Annotated in this window: 18 protein-coding genes; 13 read left to right on the top strand and 5 right to left on the bottom strand. The window is 71.5% G+C overall.

The genetic code is table 11. The features are described from left to right. The first annotated feature begins 99 nt into the window (after nt 1-99). Together TR33_RS01890 and TR33_RS01885 are read left to right on the top strand one after the other, a co-directional pair. Nucleotides 100-720 carry a nucleotidyltransferase family protein gene (locus TR33_RS01890; protein ID WP_169336170.1) on the top strand — a complete coding sequence of 207 codons (621 nt, stop codon included), beginning with the start codon at nt 100-102 and terminating at the stop codon, nt 718-720. A gap of 146 nt (nt 721-866) precedes the next feature. Further along, the gene (locus TR33_RS01885; RefSeq protein WP_042281002.1) at nt 867-1715 is read left to right on the top strand and encodes an SAM-dependent methyltransferase; all 849 of its coding nucleotides are present in this window, start codon (nt 867-869) and stop codon (nt 1713-1715) included. Between the two features lie 18 nt (nt 1716-1733). Here TR33_RS01885 and TR33_RS01880 read toward each other — a convergent pair whose 3' ends face one another. From TR33_RS01880 to TR33_RS01870, 3 genes are all read right to left on the bottom strand, one after another. Beyond that, nucleotides 1734-4415 carry a protein kinase domain-containing protein gene (locus TR33_RS01880; protein ID WP_026124924.1) on the bottom strand — a complete coding sequence of 894 codons (2682 nt, stop codon included), beginning with the start codon at nt 4413-4415 and terminating at the stop codon, nt 1734-1736. A gap of 229 nt (nt 4416-4644) precedes the next feature. Beyond that, nucleotides 4645-4950 (bottom strand): DUF2470 domain-containing protein, encoded by a 306-nt coding sequence (locus TR33_RS01875; protein WP_014913046.1) that lies wholly within the window; start codon nt 4948-4950, stop codon nt 4645-4647. A 238-nt stretch (nt 4951-5188) separates the two neighbouring features. Then, nucleotides 5189-5731 carry a YceI family protein gene (locus TR33_RS01870; protein ID WP_014911037.1) on the bottom strand — a complete coding sequence of 181 codons (543 nt, stop codon included), beginning with the start codon at nt 5729-5731 and terminating at the stop codon, nt 5189-5191. A gap of 142 nt (nt 5732-5873) precedes the next feature. On the opposite strand from TR33_RS01870, the gene TR33_RS01865 reads away from it, so the two are divergent. The 11 genes from TR33_RS01865 to TR33_RS01815 all read left to right on the top strand — a co-directional run bounded on the left by TR33_RS01865 (nt 5874) and on the right by TR33_RS01815 (nt 15366). Continuing rightward, a complete protein-coding gene (locus tag TR33_RS01865; RefSeq protein ID WP_042281000.1) occupies nt 5874-6329 on the top strand; it encodes a MarR family winged helix-turn-helix transcriptional regulator in 456 nt (151 codons plus the stop codon). Nucleotides 6330-6569: 240 nt separating this feature from the next. Next, a complete protein-coding gene (locus TR33_RS01860; RefSeq protein WP_014912022.1) occupies nt 6570-7277 on the top strand; it encodes an SseB family protein in 708 nt (235 codons plus the stop codon). A gap of 88 nt (nt 7278-7365) precedes the next feature. After that, nucleotides 7366-8340 carry a prepilin peptidase gene (locus TR33_RS01855; protein WP_042280999.1) on the top strand — a complete coding sequence of 325 codons (975 nt, stop codon included), beginning with the start codon at nt 7366-7368 and terminating at the stop codon, nt 8338-8340. A 50-nt stretch (nt 8341-8390) separates the two neighbouring features. Continuing rightward, nucleotides 8391-9572: a chorismate synthase gene (aroC, locus tag TR33_RS01850; protein ID WP_017534099.1), complete on the top strand. Its 1182-nt coding sequence runs from the start codon at nt 8391-8393 to the stop codon at nt 9570-9572. A 224-nt stretch (nt 9573-9796) separates the two neighbouring features. After that, nucleotides 9797-10300: a shikimate kinase gene (locus tag TR33_RS01845; protein ID WP_017534098.1), complete on the top strand. Its 504-nt coding sequence runs from the start codon at nt 9797-9799 to the stop codon at nt 10298-10300. Continuing rightward, the gene (gene aroB, locus TR33_RS01840; RefSeq protein WP_042280998.1) at nt 10297-11397 is read left to right on the top strand and encodes a 3-dehydroquinate synthase; all 1101 of its coding nucleotides are present in this window, start codon (nt 10297-10299) and stop codon (nt 11395-11397) included. Before TR33_RS01845 ends, aroB begins: the two co-directional genes overlap by 4 nt. Before the next feature lie 141 nt (nt 11398-11538). Next, nucleotides 11539-12102: an elongation factor P gene (gene efp, locus TR33_RS01835; protein WP_017534096.1), complete on the top strand. Its 564-nt coding sequence runs from the start codon at nt 11539-11541 to the stop codon at nt 12100-12102. Continuing rightward, complete coding sequence (gene nusB / locus TR33_RS01830; RefSeq protein WP_017534095.1) at nt 12102-12515, top strand: transcription antitermination factor NusB; 414 nt, start codon at nt 12102-12104, stop codon at nt 12513-12515. Before efp ends, nusB begins: the two co-directional genes overlap by 1 nt. Before the next feature lie 52 nt (nt 12516-12567). Then, complete coding sequence (locus tag TR33_RS01825) at nt 12568-13365, top strand: methyltransferase domain-containing protein (RefSeq protein ID WP_017534094.1); 798 nt, start codon at nt 12568-12570, stop codon at nt 13363-13365. Nucleotides 13366-13417: 52 nt separating this feature from the next. Then, complete coding sequence (gene dinB, locus TR33_RS01820; protein WP_014908944.1) at nt 13418-14704, top strand: DNA polymerase IV; 1287 nt, start codon at nt 13418-13420, stop codon at nt 14702-14704. 242 nt (nt 14705-14946) lie between these two features. Further along, entirely contained in the window at nt 14947-15366 is a 420-nt protein-coding gene (locus TR33_RS01815) for an SCO2097 family morphological protein (RefSeq protein WP_014913501.1), read from the top strand. Between the two features lie 192 nt (nt 15367-15558). Here TR33_RS01815 and TR33_RS01810 read toward each other — a convergent pair whose 3' ends face one another. Both TR33_RS01810 and TR33_RS01805 read right to left on the bottom strand, forming a co-directional pair. Beyond that, on the bottom strand, nt 15559-17877 hold the full coding sequence (locus TR33_RS01810; RefSeq protein ID WP_042281280.1) for a transglutaminaseTgpA domain-containing protein: 2319 nt from the start codon (nt 17875-17877) through the stop codon (nt 15559-15561). Nucleotides 17878-17885: 8 nt separating this feature from the next. Beyond that, the gene (locus TR33_RS01805; RefSeq protein ID WP_017534092.1) at nt 17886-19145 is read right to left on the bottom strand and encodes a DUF58 domain-containing protein; all 1260 of its coding nucleotides are present in this window, start codon (nt 19143-19145) and stop codon (nt 17886-17888) included. Between the last annotated feature and the right edge of the window lie 48 nt (nt 19146-19193).

Raw genomic sequence — 19193 nt, 5'->3', positions numbered from 1 at the left:
CCTGTTCACGGCGGTGAGTCCGGAACAGTGCGGGAAGAGGGCCCTATGGGCTCACCGAGGTGGCCCACCCTCGAAGCCCGCCCGTGACATCATCGCGTCATGGGTACTGGGGAAGCGAGGCTCGAGGGAAGCGAGCGGAGGGGCCCGGTCGCGGGCCTGCTGCTGGCGGCGGGGTCGGGGAGCCGACTCGGTCGCCCCAAGGCGCTGGTGGAGTTGGGCGGTGAACGCCTGGTCGACCGGGGGGTGCGCATGCTCGCCGAGGGCGGATGCGCGCCGGTGCTGGTGGTGCTGGGGGCGGCGGACACCAGGGTCGAGGGTGCCCTGACGGTGCACAACACCGACTGGTCGAGTGGGATGGGGTCCTCCGTGCGCGCGGGGATCGACGCCCTGCCCGACAGCGTGGACGCGGTCCTGGTGGCTCTGGCCGATCAGCCCCTGGTCACCCCGGCGGCGGTGCGTCGTCTGGTGGAGGCCTACGAGCAGGGGGCGCGGGCCGCGGTCGCCACCTACAACGGGAATCCGCGCAATCCGGTGCTGTTGGGGCGCGAGCACTGGTCCACGGTCTACTCCATGGCCGAACGCGATGTGGGCGCCCGCCCCTTCCTGCGGGCCTACTCCCATCTGGTGACCTCGGTGTCCTGTGACGACATCGCCAGTCCCGAGGACATCGACACCGCCGAGGACCTGGCCCGGATGAGCGAGATGCTCGACCGGGCCTGACCCTTCTTCCGGGTGGGGCCGAAAACCGGGTGCTCCGACGGGGCGGGCCGGGTAGCGTGTCCGGTATGTCCTCCTGAAACGCCACACGAACGACGCCGCCGTGCCCGATGCCGGTGGCTCCCTCGGCCTTTCCGGAAGGACTCTCGATGACCACGCCGTACACCGCCCTGTCCGAGATGGGGCGGCGTCCCGCCCTCTACGGCCGCACCACCACGGCCGCCCTGTGGACCGATCCCCACATCTCCGGACGGATGCTCGCCCACCACCTGGACCCCGACGTCGAGGCGGCCTCGCACGGACACGGGTTCGTCGACCGGGCCGTGACCTGGATGAGGGGGCGGTTCGATCTCGGACCCGGTTCCCGCCTCCTCGACCTGGGGTGCGGGCCGGGACTCTACACCGTCCGCCTGGCCCGGCACGGGGTCCGGGCCACGGGGGTGGACTTCTCGCCGTCCTCGGTGGAGTACGCCGAACGCGTCGCGCGCGATGAGGGCGTCCCCGCCCGTCACCTGTGTCGGGACTACCTCTCCCTGAGGCTGTCGGAACGCTTCGACCTGGCCGTCATGGTCATGCGCGACTACTGCGCGATGACGCCCCGGGACCGGCTTCGTCTGTTGGACGTGGTCGACCGACACCTGGTGCCCGGCGGGGCCCTGCTCTTCGACGTCGACGCCGAGCCGGCCCTGGAACGGGTACGGGAGGACGTCGAGTACGCCCCCGGGCTCATGGACGGGTTCTGGGCGGCCGAGCCCTATCACGGCTTCCGGCACACGTTCCGTTACGACCGGGAGCGGGTGAGCCTGGACCGCTACGACATCGTCACGGCCTCGGAGGTCCGTGTCTTCCACAACTGGGTCCGGTACTTCGATCCGACCTCGCTCGCCTCGGAACTGGCTCGGGGCGGGTTCGTCGTGGAGGAGCGGTACGGCGACCTGACCGGGGCCGCCTACGATCCCGGGGCGGACTCCTTCGCCGTCCTCGCCCGACGCGGGTGAGGACGGCGAAGGGGCCGATCAACCCAGAAGACCGTCCAAGGGGATGAGGATCCCCGATCCCAGGGCCAGCAGCCCGGTGGACAGCAGCACCACGAGCATCAGGATCGAGCCGGCCACGGACAGGCGGAAGGCGGCCAGTCGGCGTCGCGCCTTGAACCGGTCCCGGGCGGCGGTCCGGCCCAGGTACAACAGGGCCAACGCCAACAGGACGGGGAGCCACCAGCTCGCGCCGATCCCGCCGGGCAGCAGGTCGGTCAGGGCGGCGGCGCCCTCGCTCACCGGGTTGGCGCTGAAGTCCAACAGACCGGTGTAGGCGTCGGTGACCATCGGGTTCTCGGGGAAGAAACCCTCCTCGGGGCGCAAGGCCCGGCCCAGGCCGTCGATGAGTCCGAGCAGGGCCGCGGGGTAGGCGAAACGGCGGCAGCGGCCGGCGCGCATGGCCCGCTGGATCTGCCCCATGGTCCGCTCCACCCGGCGCGCGGCCTTCTCCTGCCGGCGCCGGTCCTTGTCGGTCACGGCCGGTCCGGGGCGGGTCGGGTCGTCGGGCAGGGCGTTCAGGTCCGGGCGGGTGGCGGCCTCGGCGCGGCGCTGCCCCGACGAGGCGGCCTTCTCCCGTGCCTTGTCCCACCGTTCCCGGGCCGACCCGGCCAGCGAGGCCCAACGGTCCTGACGGCGGGCCCGGCCGTCGGCGCGTTCGCGTTCGGCGATGTCGGCGCCGATCCGGTCGGCCTCGGGAAGAAGGAGCAGGGCGGTGAGCGTCGCGGCGCGCGAGGACAGCGGGTCGTCCCCGTCGCGCAGGGCGGCACGGCGTTGCTCCAGCCACCAGGGGGCGTTGGGGGCCGGGCTGCGCTGGCCGGGGTGCCAGGAGCGGCGTCGCAGGTGCGAGCGGTGTCGGGAGGCGGTCTCGGGGACCAGGACCAGCTCGACCGCGCGTGCCCAGGTGGTGTTGATCTCGTGCGCGGCGGGGCGCCTGGGCGCGTCGGGGCCGGTCCCGACCAGGCGCTCCAGGGTCTCCTCGACCCGCTCCATCAGGAGCGGGACCTCGTGCTGGACGCGTTCGAGCAGCACGCACCGGCCGGAGCTCCCGGAACGGCACGAGGGGTGCGGGCACCAGTGCTGGGAGCCCAGACCGACCACGCCCGTCTCGACCGCCTCGCGGACCACCGCGTGGCGGCTGGACTCGCCGGTGGCCAGGGCCAGGAGCCCGTCGGAGCCGATCTCGTGGCCCCGGAAGCGCGGTGGCATGCCCGGCACGTAGCGGGCGGCCAGGGCGCTGATCGCCACGTGGGCGAGGTCGGGGCGTTGGTCCAACCCGGTGAGGTAGGAACGGTCGAAGGTGTAGTCGTTGACCTCGCGATCGAGCCAGGTACGCAGTTCGGGCCAGTGGCTGCGCAGCCACATGGCTCCGGTGTCGGAGCGGTCCAGCAGGTCGAAGGCCAGGCTCGGCGGGTCCTCGTGGAGGGCCCCGGCGAAGTCGATGGGGCGCAGCCGGCGGGCGGTGCGGATGGTGGGGCGTTCCCCGGCCAACCAGGCCTCGACCTCCTCGTGGCCCCAGCGGGCGGCGGGGGAGAGGGTGAGCAGGCCGCGCACCAGCAGGCGCCAGCGTTCGTCGGTGATCGCCGAGATGTCGACCTCGGTGTTGCGCGCGGTCAACCAGTTGCCGCCGCGTTCGGGGCGGCGACCGGTGACCAGCTCGTGCGCCATCACGCCCAGGGACCACCAGGCCGCGGGGGCCTCGCGGCGGCCCTCGATGACCTCGGGGGCGGCGTAGGCCTCGGTGACGGCCTGGCCGCCGTAGACACGGCTCATGGTGGCGCGCACGGCGCCGCCGAAGTCGGTGAGGGCCACGACCGGCGGTTCGGAGGAGCGCAGCAGCAGGTTCTCGGGTTTGACGTCGGTGTGGTTGTGCTGGAGTTCGTGCTGCCAGTGGTGCAGACAGTCGGCGACGGCGCGGACCACGGCGCGGGCGCCCTCGTCGTCCAGGGGCGCCCGGTCGATGATCTCGCGCAGGGTGCCCTCGGAGAAGTACTCCTGGGCCTCCCAAGCCAGGTCCTCGCCCCAGGAACTGGCGGCGGTCCCATAGCCCTGGATGGCGGGCGTGTGGGGGGAGGCGGTGCCGCGTGCGCGGAGCCGGTCCAGGAGTTCACGGTTGATGTCGTGTCCGGGCCGGTACACCTTCAGGGCGAGTCTGCGGCCGGGAGAGTCGGTGGGTTCGACCAGGTACACGACGGCCTCGCCGCCCGCGCCGATCCGGTCGAGGATCTGGTAGCGGCGGCGCAGCTCGGCGGGCACCGCGTAGTCGAGGTCGCCGGCGGGGCCGATGACCATGCGGGAGACCAGCCGGGTCATCCAGTCGAGGAGGGGACTGAAGAGAACCCGCCACCATGGGACGCGTCCGTCGGGGGAGGGGCCCGCCGAGGCGGGGCGTCGGTCGGCGGGCGTCCGTGCGGTGGGGGAGAGGGGCTCTTGGACGCGGGTGGCCCCGGGGTCCAGGACGTCGGTCCGGTCGGAGCCCTCCGGTGGGACGATCCGGGTCGGCGCCGGTTCGGCGTCGTCGGTGGATGGTCGTCGCGCCCCTGGTCGGAGCACGCGTGTCACCCGCCGCGTGATGCCCGCGCCGGGGCCGACGCGGGTGGTGGGAGCGACGGGGTCGATCCGTTGGGTCGGTGCGTTCTCGTCACCGGGGTCGGGAGTGACCATCGAGGCCGGAGCCGTCCTTCGATCGGTGGTGTGCGGATGTCCGAGGGGGAAGGAGAGCGGACCCTTCCACACTAGGTCGTACCGATACCCGAACGTAGGGGTGCGGGCACCCCGGGTGCGCGCCCCCGATCCGTGGGGTCGACGACGCCCCTTCCCCCTCGTCTCCCTGTTGGACGCTCCAGGGGCCCTTCGGGTTCCGGTGATCTCCCGATCGGAGGGGAGGGAAGGGTCAGTGTTCCCGGGGAGGGACGCCGAGTTCGGCGCAGGCCTGTCGGTACATGCGCACGACCTCGACGCGGATGGCGGCCCGTTCGGTGAGGGGGACGGACCACGGGATGCGGACGGAACGCTCCACGCCGTCCACGGTCACCTCGTAGTGGCCGCTCTCACCGTCCAGACCGACCATGCGGGCGGAGGTGGCCTCCGGTACGCCTCCCAGGGCGCGGCAGATGATCAGGGTGTCCTCGGGGTGGTCGCCGTTCATGTGCGCGGTGACGGCGGAGACGACCTCGGGGGAGAAGGGGGTGGAGGTCATGGCGGTGCTCCTGGGAAGGGTGGGTGGACGGCATGAAGGAGGGGAGGGTCGTCACGACCCTCCCCTCCCGACGATATCCGAGGCCTCACGGGCCCGTCGGTGACGTGCCTTCGGGCCCGGGGCGGCGGCCGTCCCCCGGCGGCCGCGCCCGGACATCGTCTCTCGGGCCCTCGAAAGGGGCCCGGGGTCCCGGTCGTTCGGCGGGTGGAGCCGGACCGGGACGCCCTCCCGGCCGGTCTCAGGCCTGGCGGGTGAACTCGGCGTCGATCTCGATGGCGATCTTGTCGCCGACGACCACGCCGCCGCCGTCCATCGGCATCTCGATGTCCACGCCGAACTTCTTGCGGCTGATGGTGGTGGAGGCGGAGAAGCCAGCGCGGTCCAGGCCGTAGGGGTCGAGGGTGGAGCCGTTGAACTCCAGGGTGAGCTCGATCGGGTGGGTGTTCTGCTTGATGGTCAGCTCACCCTTGAGGACGAACTCCTCGCCCTTGGCCTCCAGGCCGGTGGAGCGGAAGTGGAACTCCGGGTGCTGGTCGGCCTCGAAGAAGTCGGCGGACCGGATGTGGTTGTCGCGGTCGCCGTTGTCGGTGTTGATGGAGCTCGCGTCGATGGTGGCCTCGACGGAGGACTTGGTGGGGTCCTCGGGCACGGTCAGCGTGGCGTCGAACCTCTCGAAGCGGCCGCGGACCTTGCTCACCATCATGTGGCGGACGGAGAAGCCGACGACGCTGTGGGCGGTGTCGATCTTCCAGGTGCCGGGCTTGAGTTCCTGAGCGGCCATGGTGTCTCTCCCTGAATCGTGTCGCGGCCCGCCTCCGGGCCGGCTGTCTTGCTAAGAACAAGCTACCTTAGAAATATCTTCCTGGGAAGTAGTTTAGGTGTTCGGTCCGCGTCCGGCAAGGTCCTCCCGCTAGAATCCACCCATGGACAAGGCCTGGCTCGACGCCGACGAACAGGGCGTCTGGCGCGGATTCCTGCGGATGAACTCCTGGATCTACGACGAGCTCGAACACGATCTCCGCGACCGCGACGGACTCTCCCTCATCGAGTACGGCATCCTCGCCCATCTGTCGGAGGCGCCCGATCGGCGTATGCGTATGCGCTCCCTCGCCGACAGTGTCATCGTCTCCAAGAGTCGGCTCTCCCACCAGATCGCCAGACTGGAGCGCAACGGCCACGTGCGCCGGGAGAGCTGCGCGGACGACCGGCGCGGCCTGTGGGCGGTCCTCACCGACCAGGGCGACCGACTCCTGCGTCGGGCCGCCCCGGGGCACGCCGCGCGGGTCCGCTCGCTGGTCTTCGACCGGCTCAGCCGGGAACAGGTCGGTCAGCTGCGGGAGATCGTCGCCGCGCTCGGTGGCGCATCCGAACGCCCCTAGACATCTCAGTCGCCCGTCGAAACCGAGGCGTCGGGGTCCTTTCGCGACCGTTTCACGTCTTTCGTGAGGAAACGCGACCCCGCGCCGCGCCCGCCTGTGAAGCTGTGGCAGGGGCACACGGCACACGGCCGATCGCCCCCGAGGAACGGCCGTCCGCGGCCCGGGAGGGGGAGAGGTCACATGGTCCTGTCGAAGAGGCGTACCCGTCGTATAGGCGCATCCCGGGTAGAGTCGGACCCCGTGAGCAGACCATCCATCATCGGCGCCCAGAACTTCCGAGACGACGACGGCAGCGCCGACCCGGTAGTCGAGAGCCGGCTGCGCGACCACGCCGCCGGCGAGGTCGGCGACCGCCAGGTCCTGTCCGCGCTCAGCGACTCCCGCGTGCTCATCCCCGTCGTGGCCGTGGCCACCGAGACCGAGGAGGGGGTGGGCGGCCTCACCAAGGACAAGAACAGCGAGGTCGCGATCCCCATCATGACCGGCAAGGACGGTCGCCGGGGCGTGCTCGCCTTCACCTCCGTGGACGCGGTCCGACGTTGGAGACCCGACGCCCGCCCCGTGCCCTTCACCACCAAGGACGCCTGCCAGGCCACCCTGGAGGAGAACGCCGACGCGCTGGTCCTCGACGTCTCCGGCCCCGTCCCGTACACGGTCCAGGGCCGTTTCCTCACCATGCTCGCCGAGCACGGCACCGTCCCCGAACCCAAGGACGACCCCCAGGTCCTGTCCCTGGTCTATCGGGTGACCCACGCCGAGTTCGGTATCGAACGCGTGCGCATCCACGCCTCCGAACGCTGTGACATCGGTATCCGGTTGGAGCTGGAGGAGCGCGACGACGAGTCGCTGCGCCGTGTCGCCGAGCGTCTGGCCGACGAACTCCGGCACGTCCTTCCCGGCGGGATCGAACTGAGCGCCGTGGTGCGCGCCCAACGCGACGAAGAGTGACCGGAGGCGGCCGCCGGCCCCTCCCCGCTCTGTCCACAGGTCGCGCGAGCCACTGTCGCCGAGCCTTCCGGGCCGGTAGTTTCCGAACATGTCCACCCCCTCGGCCCTCATGGCCTCCCCGGTGCTCTGGTCGGTCGTGGCCGCCGCGGCCCTCGGCGCGCTCGGCCTGATCGTCGGCCGCGGCACCGGACGCCTGGTCCACCTGTTCGGCCCGGCCGACGCGGACGTGGCCGTGTCCTCTCGTCCGGCGGAGCACGCCGGCCCCGAGAACCCCCCGGGTCAGGACGGTGCCACACCCGGGCCCGGGCACCCGGAAGGCGCGCCCGAACGAGGATCGAGACCGCCGGTGGAGGGGCCTCGGGAGGACCCCGGACCGGCGCCGCCGCGCTGCCCGCACTGTCGTACGGCGCTCCGTTTCGTCCGGGGTCTGCCCGTACCGGTGGAGCGCGGGATCCTCGGCGATGGACGGTGCCCGGGATGCGGGCGGCCGATCGCGTCCCACCTTCCGACGGTCGTGGTCACGGGAGCGCTCTTCGCCCTGACCGTTCCACTTCTGGCGCACCAACCGGCGGGCTGGTCCCCGTTCGGGGCGGCGGCCGTCCTCTGGCTGATCGCCCTGGGCGTCGCGCTCTGCGCCATCGACCTGCGGGTGATGCGTCTGCCCGACGCCCTCGTGGGCCCCGCCTACCCCGTCGCGGGGGCGCTGCTGGCCGCCGCCGTCCTCCTGCCGCCCGCGGGTCCGGACCTCGAACGCGGCGCGCACGCGCTCATCGGCCTCGTCCTGGTCGCCGTCCTGTACTGGTTCCTGTGGCGGATCCACCCCCGCGGTCTCGGCTTCGGCGACGTCAAACTCTCCGGCCTGACCGGCCTCTACGCGGGTTGGGCCGCCGGCCCGCTCGGCGCGATGGTCGGCGTCCTCTGGGCCTTCGCCTCCTTCTCCCTGGTCGGTCTGGCGCTCCTGCTGCTGCGCAGGGTCACCCGATCCGAACCCCTTCCGCTCGGCCCGTTCATGATCGCCGCGACCCTCGCCACGGTGTTCACGGGGGCGCCCCTGGTGCCCTGACCCGGGGTCGGGTTCCACTCCGCCCCCCGATCCGTGGGAGGATCGTGCACATGTTGCGTTGGCTGACCGCGGGGGAGTCCCACGGACCGGCACTCGTCGCGATTCTGGAGGGCCTTCCGGCCGGTGTGTCCGTCACCTCTGACGACATCGCCGCCGCTCTGCTCCGCCGCCGCGCCGGGTACGGTCGAGGCGCCCGGATGAAGTTCGAGAAAGATCAGGTCTCCGTCATCGGAGGCATTCGCCACGGCCGTACCCAGGGGGGACCGGTCGCGATCGAGGTCGGGAACACCGAGTGGCCCAAGTGGGAGAAGGTGATGTCGCCCGACCCGGTCCCCGCCGAGGAACTGGAGGGCGTGGCGCGCAACGCGCCGCTCACCCGTCCGCGACCCGGCCACGCCGACCTCGTGGGCATGCAGAAGTACGGGCACACCGAGTCCCGCCCCATCCTCGAACGGGCCAGCGCCCGGGAGACCGCGGCGCGCGTGGCCATCGGAGAGGTCGCCCGGAGCTTCTGCCGTCAGGCGCTGGGGATCGAGATCATCAGCCACGTCGTGTCCATGGGCCCGGTCTCGGTGCCCGAGGACGCCCCCGAGCCGCGCCCCGAGGACCTGGCCGCGGTCGACGCCGACCCGCTGCGCTGCTTCGACCCCGCGACCAGCGCCCGCATGGTCGAGGAGGTCGACGACACCAAGAAGTCCGGGGACACCCTGGGCGGCGTCGTCGAGGTACTCGCCTACAACCTGCCTCCCGGTCTGGGCAGTCACGTGCACTGGGACCGTCGTCTGGACGCGCGTCTGGCCGGCGCCCTCATGGGCATCCAGGCGATCAAGGGCGTCGAGGTCGGCGACGGCTTCCGCACCGCGGCCCGTCGGGGCTCCCAGGCACACGACGAGATCGAGCCCGGGCCCGACGGCGTGCGTCGGCGCACCAACCGCGCGGGGGGCGTCGAGGGCGGTATGAGCACCGGTGACCCGCTGCGCGTGCGCGCGGCGATGAAGCCGATCGCCACGGTGCCGCGCGCCCTGGACACCATCGACACCGGGACCGGTGAGCCGGCCCAGGCCCACCACCAGCGCAGCGACGTCACCGCTGTGCCCGCCGCGGGCGTGGTCGCCGAGGCGATGGTGGCACTGGTCATCGCCGAGGCCGCGGTCGAGAAGTTCGGAGGCGACTCGGTCGCCGAGACCGCCCGCAACCTCCAGGGCTACCTGGACTCGCTGACGATCCGCTAGAGAGTCGACGGCCCGCCCTCGTCGGGGGCGGGCCGTCCCCTTTTCCCTTCGCGCGCGTGGGGACGCTCCGTCTGCTAGACAGAGGGAGGGGCGCGACCGGCGGCCCTCCCCGAGGCCATGGGCCCATCGCCGCCGGACCCCGCATCGACAGACGACCGGAACGGTCCCCGCGCGCGTGGGGACGGACCCCGATAGGTAGGCAGAGCGTGGCAAGAGCGATCGCGGTGCTCATCGGTTCGCCCGGTTCGGGCAAATCCACCGTCGGAGAGGCACTGGCCCGCCGGCTCGGGGCGGACCTGCTGTGCACCGACACCGAGATCGAGAGGCGCGCGGGCAAGCCCATCGGCGACATCTTCGTCGAGGACGGCGAGGAGGGCTTCCGGGCATTGGAGCGCGAGGTCGTCGCGGAGGGTCTGCGCTCCTGGGAAGGGGTCATCGCCGTCGGGGGCGGCGCGATCCTCGACGAGGACACCCGTAAGGACCTCGCCGTCCACCATGTCGTCTACCTCCAGGTCGAGTTCGGCGAGGCCGCCAAGCGCGTCGGTATGGACGTGGCCCGCCCGCTGCTCGCCGGGAACCCGCGCGCCCGACTGCGCAAGCTCCTCAACGAGCGGCTTCCGATCTACGAGGCCCTGGCCTCGGTGACCGTCCCCACGACGGAGTACCACCCCGAGGAGATCGTGGACTCGATCGTCGAATCCCTCCCCACCGGAAAGGCCGAGAAGTGACCGTGACCCGTATCGGAGTGGGCGACTCCGCCGGACGCTACGACGTGCTGGTCGGTGAGGACCTCCTCGGTGAGCTGCCCGCCCTGGTCGAGGGCGCCGCCCAGGTCGCGGTCATCCACCCGGAGGGGCTGGAGGACATCGCGGCCCGGGTCTCCGAGGCTCTGACGGCCGGCGGGTACACGGTGCGCCCGATGCCGGTGCCCGACGGAGAGGCCGCCAAGACCGTCGCCGTCGCCGCCGATCTGTGGTCGCGTCTGGGCTCGTTCAACTTCACCCGCAGCGACGCCGTCGTGGGCGTGGGCGGCGGGGCCGCCACCGACCTGGCCGGCTTCGTCGCCGCGACCTGGCTGCGCGGGGTGCGTTCGGTGCTGGTGCCCACCACGTTGCTGGGCATGGTCGACGCCGCCGTGGGCGGCAAGACCGGTATCAACACCCCCGAGGGCAAGAACCTGGTGGGGGCCTTCCACCCCCCGGCCGGGGTCCTGTGCGACCTGTCCACCCTGGCCACGGTGCCCAAGGCCGACTACATCGGCGGTCTCGCGGAGATCATCAAGGCCGGGTTCGTCGACGACCCGGTCATCTGCGAACTGATCGAGGACGACCCCGAGGGCGCCACCACCCCCGAGGGGCGGCACACCCGCGAACTCATCGAACGCGGCATCCGCTTCAAGGCCGACGTGGTCTCCGGCGACCTGCGCGAGAGCGGCCGCCGGGAGATCCTCAACTACGGGCACACCCTCGGGCACGCCATCGAGAAGGCCGAGAACTACACCTTCCGGCACGGATACGCGGTCTCGGTGGGCATGGTCTTCGCCGCCGAACTCGCCCACGCCGACGGGCGTATCGACGCCGACCTGGTCCGACGCCACCGTGACGTGCTCGCCTCGGTGGGGCTGCCCGTCTCCTACACCGCCGACTCCTGGGACGACCTGCGCGCCACCATGAGCGTCGACAAGAAGGCCCGTGGCAACACGCTGCGTTTCGTGGTCCTGGACGGCCCGGCACGCCCCGCCATCCTGGCGGGACCCGCCCCTGAGCTGCTGGACGAGGCCTACCGGGCCGTCTCGGACGGTTTCCGGGGCCCGCGAAGCCACTAGAATGCGTAGGGGCGGGGAGTGTCCGCGCCCCGAGCCGCGTCAGCCGCTCGGGGGCCCGGATCGCGCTTCGTCCCACCGAACACCGACCGGACCACCCCGTCCGGTCTCCGACGTGTCAAACCCCTGGGAGAGACGACCTAAGTGGCCACGACGAACGACATCAAGAACGGCACGACCCTGCGACTCGACAACGGCGTTCTCTGGAACGTCCTGGAGTTCCAGCACGTCAAGCCGGGCAAGGGCGGCGCGTTCGTCCGTACCAAGCTGAAGAACGTCCTCACGGGCAAGATCGTCGACAAGACCTTCAACGCCGGCGCCAAGGTCGAGTTCGCCAACGTCGACCGCCGCGACATGGAGTACCTGTACCACGACGGCGAGTCCTTCATCTTCATGGACACCCAGACCTACGACCAGATCCCGGTCTCCGAGACCGTCGTCGGCGACGCCAAGGGCTACCTGCTGGAGAACACCAAGGTCACGGTGGCCACCAACGAGGGCAACCCGCTCTACATCGAGATGCCCGCCGCCGTCGACCTGGAGATCACCCAGACCGACCCGGGCGTCCAGGGCGACCGCTCCACCGGCGGCACCAAGCCCGCCACCGTCGAGACCGGTGCCACCATCCAGGTGCCCCTGTTCATCAACCAGGGCGAGCGCGTCAAGGTCGACACCCGCACCGGTGACTACCTCGGGCGTGTCAACTGATGAGCGGTGCACGACGCAAGGCCCGGCGGCGCGCGGTCGAGGTCCTCTACGAGGCCGAGGTCCGCGGCATCACGATCGAAGAGGTCATCAAGCGCCGTAGGGCCCAGCCCGAACCGCCGATCAACGAGTTCACCGAGCGGCTCGCCCGCTCCGTCGACGAGCGGCGGGGGCGGATCGACGAGCTCCTCGACGAGTACGCCATCGGTTGGACCCTGGAGCGCATGCCGGTCGTGGACCGCAACATCCTCCGGATGGGCGCCTACGAGTTGCTGTGGGCCGAGGACATCCCCGACGGGGTGGCGATCGCCGAGGCCGTCGGGGTGGCCAAGGAGCTGTCCACCGACGAGTCGCCCAACTTCATCAGCGGACTCCTGTCCAGGCTGTTGGAGAACAAGTCGACGCTCTCGCTCTGAGCCCGCCCTCCGGGGTCGGGTGTCGGGGTTACTAGCTGATTGAGGGAACCAGGTGACTGACAGGAGCGGCACGCCCGCGACCGCCATCGGTGGTCTCGGCGTGAGCGGTACGACCGGCCCGGCGCGTGCGGCCGGTGCCGCCAGAACCGCGGTGGTGTGGGACGCCCTGGCCCGTCTGCTGCCCGACCTGTCCGAGGGCGCTCCCCTGGAGATCGTCGACGCGGGCGGGGGCACCGGCGGTGCCGCCGTCCCGCTCGCCGAGCTCGGCCATCGGGTGACCGTCGTCGAACCCAACCCGGACTCGCTGGCGGCCCTGGAACGTCGCGCCGCCGAGAGCGGTGTGACGGTGCGCGGGGTCCAGGGCGACACCCGCGATCTGCCCTCCCTGGTTCCGGCCGAGGGCGCCGACCTGGTGCTTGTGCACAACGTCCTGGAGTACGTCGAGGACCCGGCGGCGGCGCTGGCCGACGTCGTCGGCGTCACCCGGCCCGGGGGCGCGGTCAGCCTGCTGGCGACCAACGCGGTCGCCGGGGCCCTGCACCGCGCCCTGGCCGGGCACGTCGCCGACGCCCACCGTCTGCTGTCCGATCCCGACGGTCGTTGGGGCGAGGCCGACCCCATGCCGCGCCGGTTCACCCGGCAGGGCCTGCTGGAACTGGTCGGCGCGGCCGGCCTGACCGGGGAGAGCGTCCGCGGGGTGCGGGTCTTCACCGACGTCATCCCCGGGCACGCCTGGGAGGGCGACGCCCAGGCCGGGCAGCACCTGCTGGAGCTGGAGAAGGCCGCGGCCGGGCATCCCGAGCTCATCGGCATCGCCACCCAGCTGCACGTCATCGCCCACCGCGGCTGACCGGGGCAGGGGGCGGGGGCGGACGGCACGGGGCAGGACGTAATCTGGCGACATGAGCCGACGTCAGCTGGAACGCGGGGCCGCTCTGCGGGGTGTGGTCACCTCTGACGGCATCGTCCCGCTGGGCGCGGGTTTTCCCGTGGACGGCTCCGGTCCGGACTTCGACTGCGACGTCCTGCACCTGGACATGGACGCGTTCTTCGCCGGCGTCGAACGGTTGCGCAGGCCCGAGGCCCGCGATCGTCCGGTGATCGTGGGCGGTACGGGGCCGCGCGGCGTGGTCTCCTCCGCCGACTACGCGGCCCGCCGCCACGGGGTGCATTCGGCCATGCCGATGAGCCGGGCCCTGCGTCTGTGCCCGGACGCCCTGGTCTATCCGCCCGACGGGGCGCGCTACCGCCGTGTCTCCGAGGCGGTCATGGACATTCTGCGATCGTTCACACCGCTGGTTCAACCTCTGTCCCTGGACGAGGCCTTCCTCGACGTGTCCGGTGCCCGACGTGTGGCCGGCGGTCCGGCGCGCATCGCCGCGACCATTCGTGAGCGGGTCCGCGCCGAGCAGGGACTCACCTGTTCGGTGGGCGTGGCCGCCACACGTCTGGTGGCCAAACTCGGTTCCACCCATTGCAAGCCCGACGGTCTCCTGGTGGTCCCCACGGCGACGGTCCAGAGGTTCCTGGATCCGTTGCCGGTCGGCGCCCTGCCCGGGGTGGGGGATCGGACCGAGGAACGTCTGGCGCGTCTGGGGCTGCGCACGGTCGGTGCCCTGGCCCGGGCCGACGTCGAATTGCTGCGCATGGAGTTGGGGGAGAAGGCCGGTGTGCGGCTGGCCGAGCTCTCACGGGGACACGATCCCAGCCCGGTGGTCACCGACGCTCCGGACAAGAGCGTCGGGGCCGAGGAGACCTTCTCCGTGGACGTGGACGACCCGGATCTGGTCGATCGTGAGTTGCTGCGCCTGTCCGGGAAGGTGGCGCACAGATTGCGTGCCACGGGGCAGGTGGGACGCACGGTGAGCGTGAAGCTGCGGAGGGCCGACTTCTCCACGATCACCAGGTCCAGAACCCTCACGGAGAGCACGGACGTGGCTCACGAGATCAGTCTCGTGGCCCGTGAGCTCCATGCGTCCTCGGGGCTCAGGGGCACGCCGCTGCGCCTGGTGGGCGTACGTGTGGAGGGGGTCTCTCCGGCGGAGCTGACCCCCCGTCAGATGACCCTGGGGGAGGAGGACACGGGTTGGCGGGACGTTGAACGGGTTATGGACCGCGTAACGGCTCGTTTCGGGCCAGGCGCGATACAGTCGGCCATATTGGCCAAGAGTGATGAAAACGACGTATGATGCGGCAACTTTCGGTGACCCCCGAGCGTTCTCAGGGGAGAACCGGAAGCAGGTAAGAAGAGAGGCATGGAAGCCGGTGTTTCCTCTACAGGGCGGGGGTATCGTGGCCGTGGTGGGCCCGATACAGACGCAGCTTTTCTTTCCACCAGGCGCTAGCGCACCGTATTCTGGGCATACCACTGATCAAGAGACCGTTCACCAGTACCCGTCACCCCAACCGGGGACTGCCGTAGGGAGGCGCCGTGCCGCTCTCTGAACACGAGCAGCGCATGCTCGACCAGATCGAGCAGGCGCTGTATGCCGAGGACCCGAAGTTCGCCAACACCGTTCGGCAGACGAACCCCTCGGTGCATTACAAGCGCTGGATCATCAGGGCCGGAATCGGTTTCGTCGTCGGTATCGTGCTGCTGCTCCTGGGTCTGCTGCTGAGCAACCCGGACACGTCCATGGTGCTGCCGGTGACGATCAGCGTCCTCGGTTTCGTCATCATGCTGGCCTCCTTCCTGATGGGGGCCAACGCCTGGCGCAAGTCGTCGGGTGGCGGAGCCGAGATGGCCACCGAGGAGGCCGCGCCCAAGAGGCGCAGGGGCGACAAACGCTCCGGGATGATGAACCGTTTCGAGGAGCGTTGGCGTCGTCGTCAGGAGGGCGACGGACGTTGACCGGGCGGGCGGGGTACGCCCCGCCTCTCCGGTGAAACGCTTCCTGCACCGGGACATGCCTGACGGTGGGGTCCGTGGACGACCATAGGTGGTCGCCTACGGGCCCCACCGTCTTTCTCTTCGTGAGGGGCCGATGACCTCGCGGGCCGGGGCCCGCCGTGTCCGCTCGGTGGAGCCGGCGGGCGACCCGGCTCAGAGAGGCGCGGGGGCCGGCTCGTCCCCCGGCCCCGACCGCCGCCGAGGCAGGAGCGAGAGCGGGATCAAGAGGGCGCGCCACCGTCGGCCGGGTGGAACGGTGGCGGTCAACGCCGTGACGACCGTGTCCAGGTCGACGCCCGAGCTCTGTACGGTGTGCGGTTCGGGCGCGTAACGGGCGGTCTCCTCTGCCAGGGCCAGCCGCCACAACGCGGCACGGGCGGGCTCGGAGGGTTCCGGAAGGGAGGCCCCCAACCGTCGTGCGGTCGCGCGCGGGCTCTCCTCCAGGTTCCAGGCGGTCCCCAGATCCAGGCAGGTGTCGCGCACCTCGCGCCAGGCCGAGTGCGCGGAGGAGACCCCTCCGGAACCGACCGAGGCCCGCCGGGAACGGCGGATCAGCGCTCGTGACAGCAGCGGGGCGCAGAGTAGGAACAGGGCGGCCAGAGCGACACCGACCGCGGGCAGCCAGGCCGGTGGCGTGGACCCCGACGTGCCGGAGGCGTCGTCCCGTTCCGTGCCGTCCGAGCCGCCGGCGGTCGCGCCGTCCGTCTCGGGGGAGGACGGGGTCGCCTCCGGGGAGGCGCTCTCCTCGGGGTCGGACGAAGGGGAGGGGGAGGCCTCCTCGTCGGCCGAGTCCCCTTCCGAGGAGTAGTCCGGTCGGGAGGCGGTGCCCTGGCCGTCTTCGGGAGCGGCCGGAGTGGGTTCGAAGCGCACCCAGCCCGAACCCTCGAAGTACAGCTCGGGCCAGGCGTGCGCGTCGCGTGCGGACACGGTCCAACGATCGCCGCCGTCGGGGCTGCCGGCCGTGTACCCCACGGCGACACGGGAGGGGATCCCCGCCTGGCGGGCCATGACCGCCATCGCCCCGGCGTACTGCTCGCAGTAGCCGGTCCGGTCGTCGAAGAGGAAGTGGGCGAGGGGATCGGAGCCGGTGGGCACCGGGGGAGGGGCCAGATCGTAGGTGAAGGAGCCGTCGGTGAAGAAGTCCTGGAGGGTGAGGGCCTTCTCGTAGTCGGACCCGGCGCCTTCGACGAGGGAGGCGGTCAGTTCCCCCACCCGGCCGTCCAAGCCGCCGGGCAGGGCGAGATGGTCGTCCAACGACGTGCCGGGAGGCCCCGCGGAGGAGAGGGCCTCGGCCCCCGGCCGGTTACGGGCCGAGAGCACCACGAACTCCTCCCCTTCCACCGGGGTGTCGGTGGTGAAGACCATCAGGGTGGCCGGATCCACGTACCAATCGCCGTCGACCTCCACCGACACGGAGGGGTAGGGCAGAGGCAGGAAGTCCATGGACGGGGTCCCCGAGGCCGGTGTGATCCGTGTGGTCACGACCTCCTCGTTCGGTCCCCACTCCCGGCCCGGGGGCCGCGGCAGAGGGTCGTCGAGGGCGTTGTCGCGCCCGGTGCGTACCGGGGTCATCGTCCAGTTCTCGCCGTCGAACCCGTCCAGGACGAAGGTGCGCAGGTACTCGGGGTCCTCGTCGTCCGTGCGGTAGGTCAGCACGGTCCGGTCGGAGGTGGCGGCCAGATCGCGGCGCAGGGACACCAACGGATGCGTGGTGGTCACGGTGTCGCTCGCGCCGCCGAGCCGTCGGTCGCCGACGAGGGCATGGAACGCGTCGGTGCGCAGCGAGGACATCGTCAGCGGGAGCAGCAGCGCGGGCACCAGGGCCAGGACCACGACGGCGGCCACGACGCCCGTACCGCCGACGACCCCGCTCACCCGGGAGACGGGGCCGCCGGCCGAGGGGATCAGGGCGCCCCACTCCCGATTGCGGACCCATGTGTCCAGGGCCAGCAGGGTCAGGAAACCGACGGCGCAGATCGCGGTCGGGACCCAGGGGAGGCCGGCGTCGTCCACGAACAGGGGCACCGACAGCAGGGTCAGCAGGAGACCGCCCACCATGCCGGGGCAGCGCGCCGTCACCGCCAGGAAGTCCGCCGTCATGGCGAACACCACGAACAGCAGGGCGACGATCAGGGTCAGCCCCTCGGTGGGGGACACGGGCGGTGAACCGGAGGCGATGGTGCCCAGGCCCTGTTCGATCAGGTCGACGGTCCGCCTCAGGGTCTCCAGCGTGGGCAGGACACCCAGGGCGGCGGTCCCCGGGGCGTACATCGGCGTGTACAGCAGGACCACGGCGAACAGTTGGAGGAAGGGCACGGCCACCGAGTCGTTCACGTACCACCGGTAGACGGCGGAGACGAGCGCGACGACGGCCATGAACACGGCGGCCTGGATCCACCACGTACCGCCGTTGATCAGACCGCCGAACAACGGCAGCGACGCCAGCATCGTGACCAGGACGGCCAGGGACATCAACGCTCTCAACGCGGACCTTCCCAGGGGGTTCGGGAGGCGGTGGCGGTCGGGGCCCATCCGTCCTCGGTGGACAGTGCCCGGTGCCACAGCGCGGGGAGTTCGGTCGGGTGGTCGATGGACAGCACCCGCCATCCGTGTTCGGAGAGCAGGCCCGCGACCCGGGTCGGGGCCTCGGGGTCGGGCCAGTCGGCTCCGGAGCACAGCACCGCCACACGGGTCGCCGAGTCGTCCACGGTGATCAGGGAGGAGACGTCCTCGGCGCTCAGGGCGCCCAGGACCGCCACGAACAGTCCGATCGAGGGACCGTGGGCCCCGCCCGGTCCCACGACGGCCTCGGCCAGGGAGGTGGCCTCGGAGGCCTCGACCACGGCCAGCTCCTCCAGCACCTCGGAGGGGTTCTCGGTGCCCAGCCGTCCCCGTTCGGTGTGCAGACGCAGCCGGTGCCCACGCTCCATCAGGTGCAGGACGATCGAGGCGGCCGCGCTCACGGCGGTCTCCAGGGAATCGTCCTCGTCCTCGCCCAGGTGGGCGTGGTCACGGGTGTCCAGTACGAGGACGTCGTGTTCTCGGTGGTGCTGCTCCTCGCGGCGCACCATCAACTCGCCGTGTTTGGCGGTGGAGCGCCAGTGCACGCGGCGCAGCTCGTCACCGTGCCGGTAGGCGCGGGGGATCGGATCCTGTTCGCCGACCCCGGTCACCGAACGTCGTGGGGCGTCCTCGCCGTGGGAGCCGTCGGAGGTTCCGGGAGAGCCCAGAGGGACGAAGCGCGGGGTGACGAGCAGTGAGGAGGGGGCGCCCAGGTCGCGGGTCGCCCGCACACAGCCCAGGGGGTCGAGCACGGTGATCCGCAGCGGCCCGACGGGATAACGGCCCCGTACGGCCGGGCGCACGAGATAGGTGATGTCCCGGACGGCGCGCGGGCCCAGGTGCCCCAGCGTGTAGCGGGGCTCGTGGCCCAGGAGGGCGGGGACGGTGTCCTCGATCCGTATCCGGCCCACGGGCCAGGCGAGGGAGGAGTTCCCGATCCGGATCAGGACACGGGAGTCGGAGCCCGCCGCGACCCGGCGGGGCCGCAGGTCCCGGCTGTGCGTGACACGCCCCAGGGCCCCGATGAGGGTCAGGGCGCCGATCGGCGGGAGCAGGAGCAGCAGGAGACCGACGCCGACGATCTCGCGTTGACCGACGACCAGGCCGACGACGAGGGCGATCGTCCCGAAGGTCGCCATCAGGCCGCCGCGGGCGGTGAGGGTGCGGTGCGGACGCATGAGCGGTCTCTCGGAAGGTCGATCGGGGTTCGGGAGGGCGGGAGGACG

Origin of the sequence: Nocardiopsis alba (genome assembly GCF_000710955.1) — a bacterium.
GTDB classification, from domain to species: domain Bacteria; phylum Actinomycetota; class Actinomycetes; order Streptosporangiales; family Streptosporangiaceae; genus Nocardiopsis; species Nocardiopsis alba.
The sequence above is the reverse complement of the archived record's forward strand: the minus strand, read 5'-3'. Positions and strand labels throughout refer to the sequence as shown.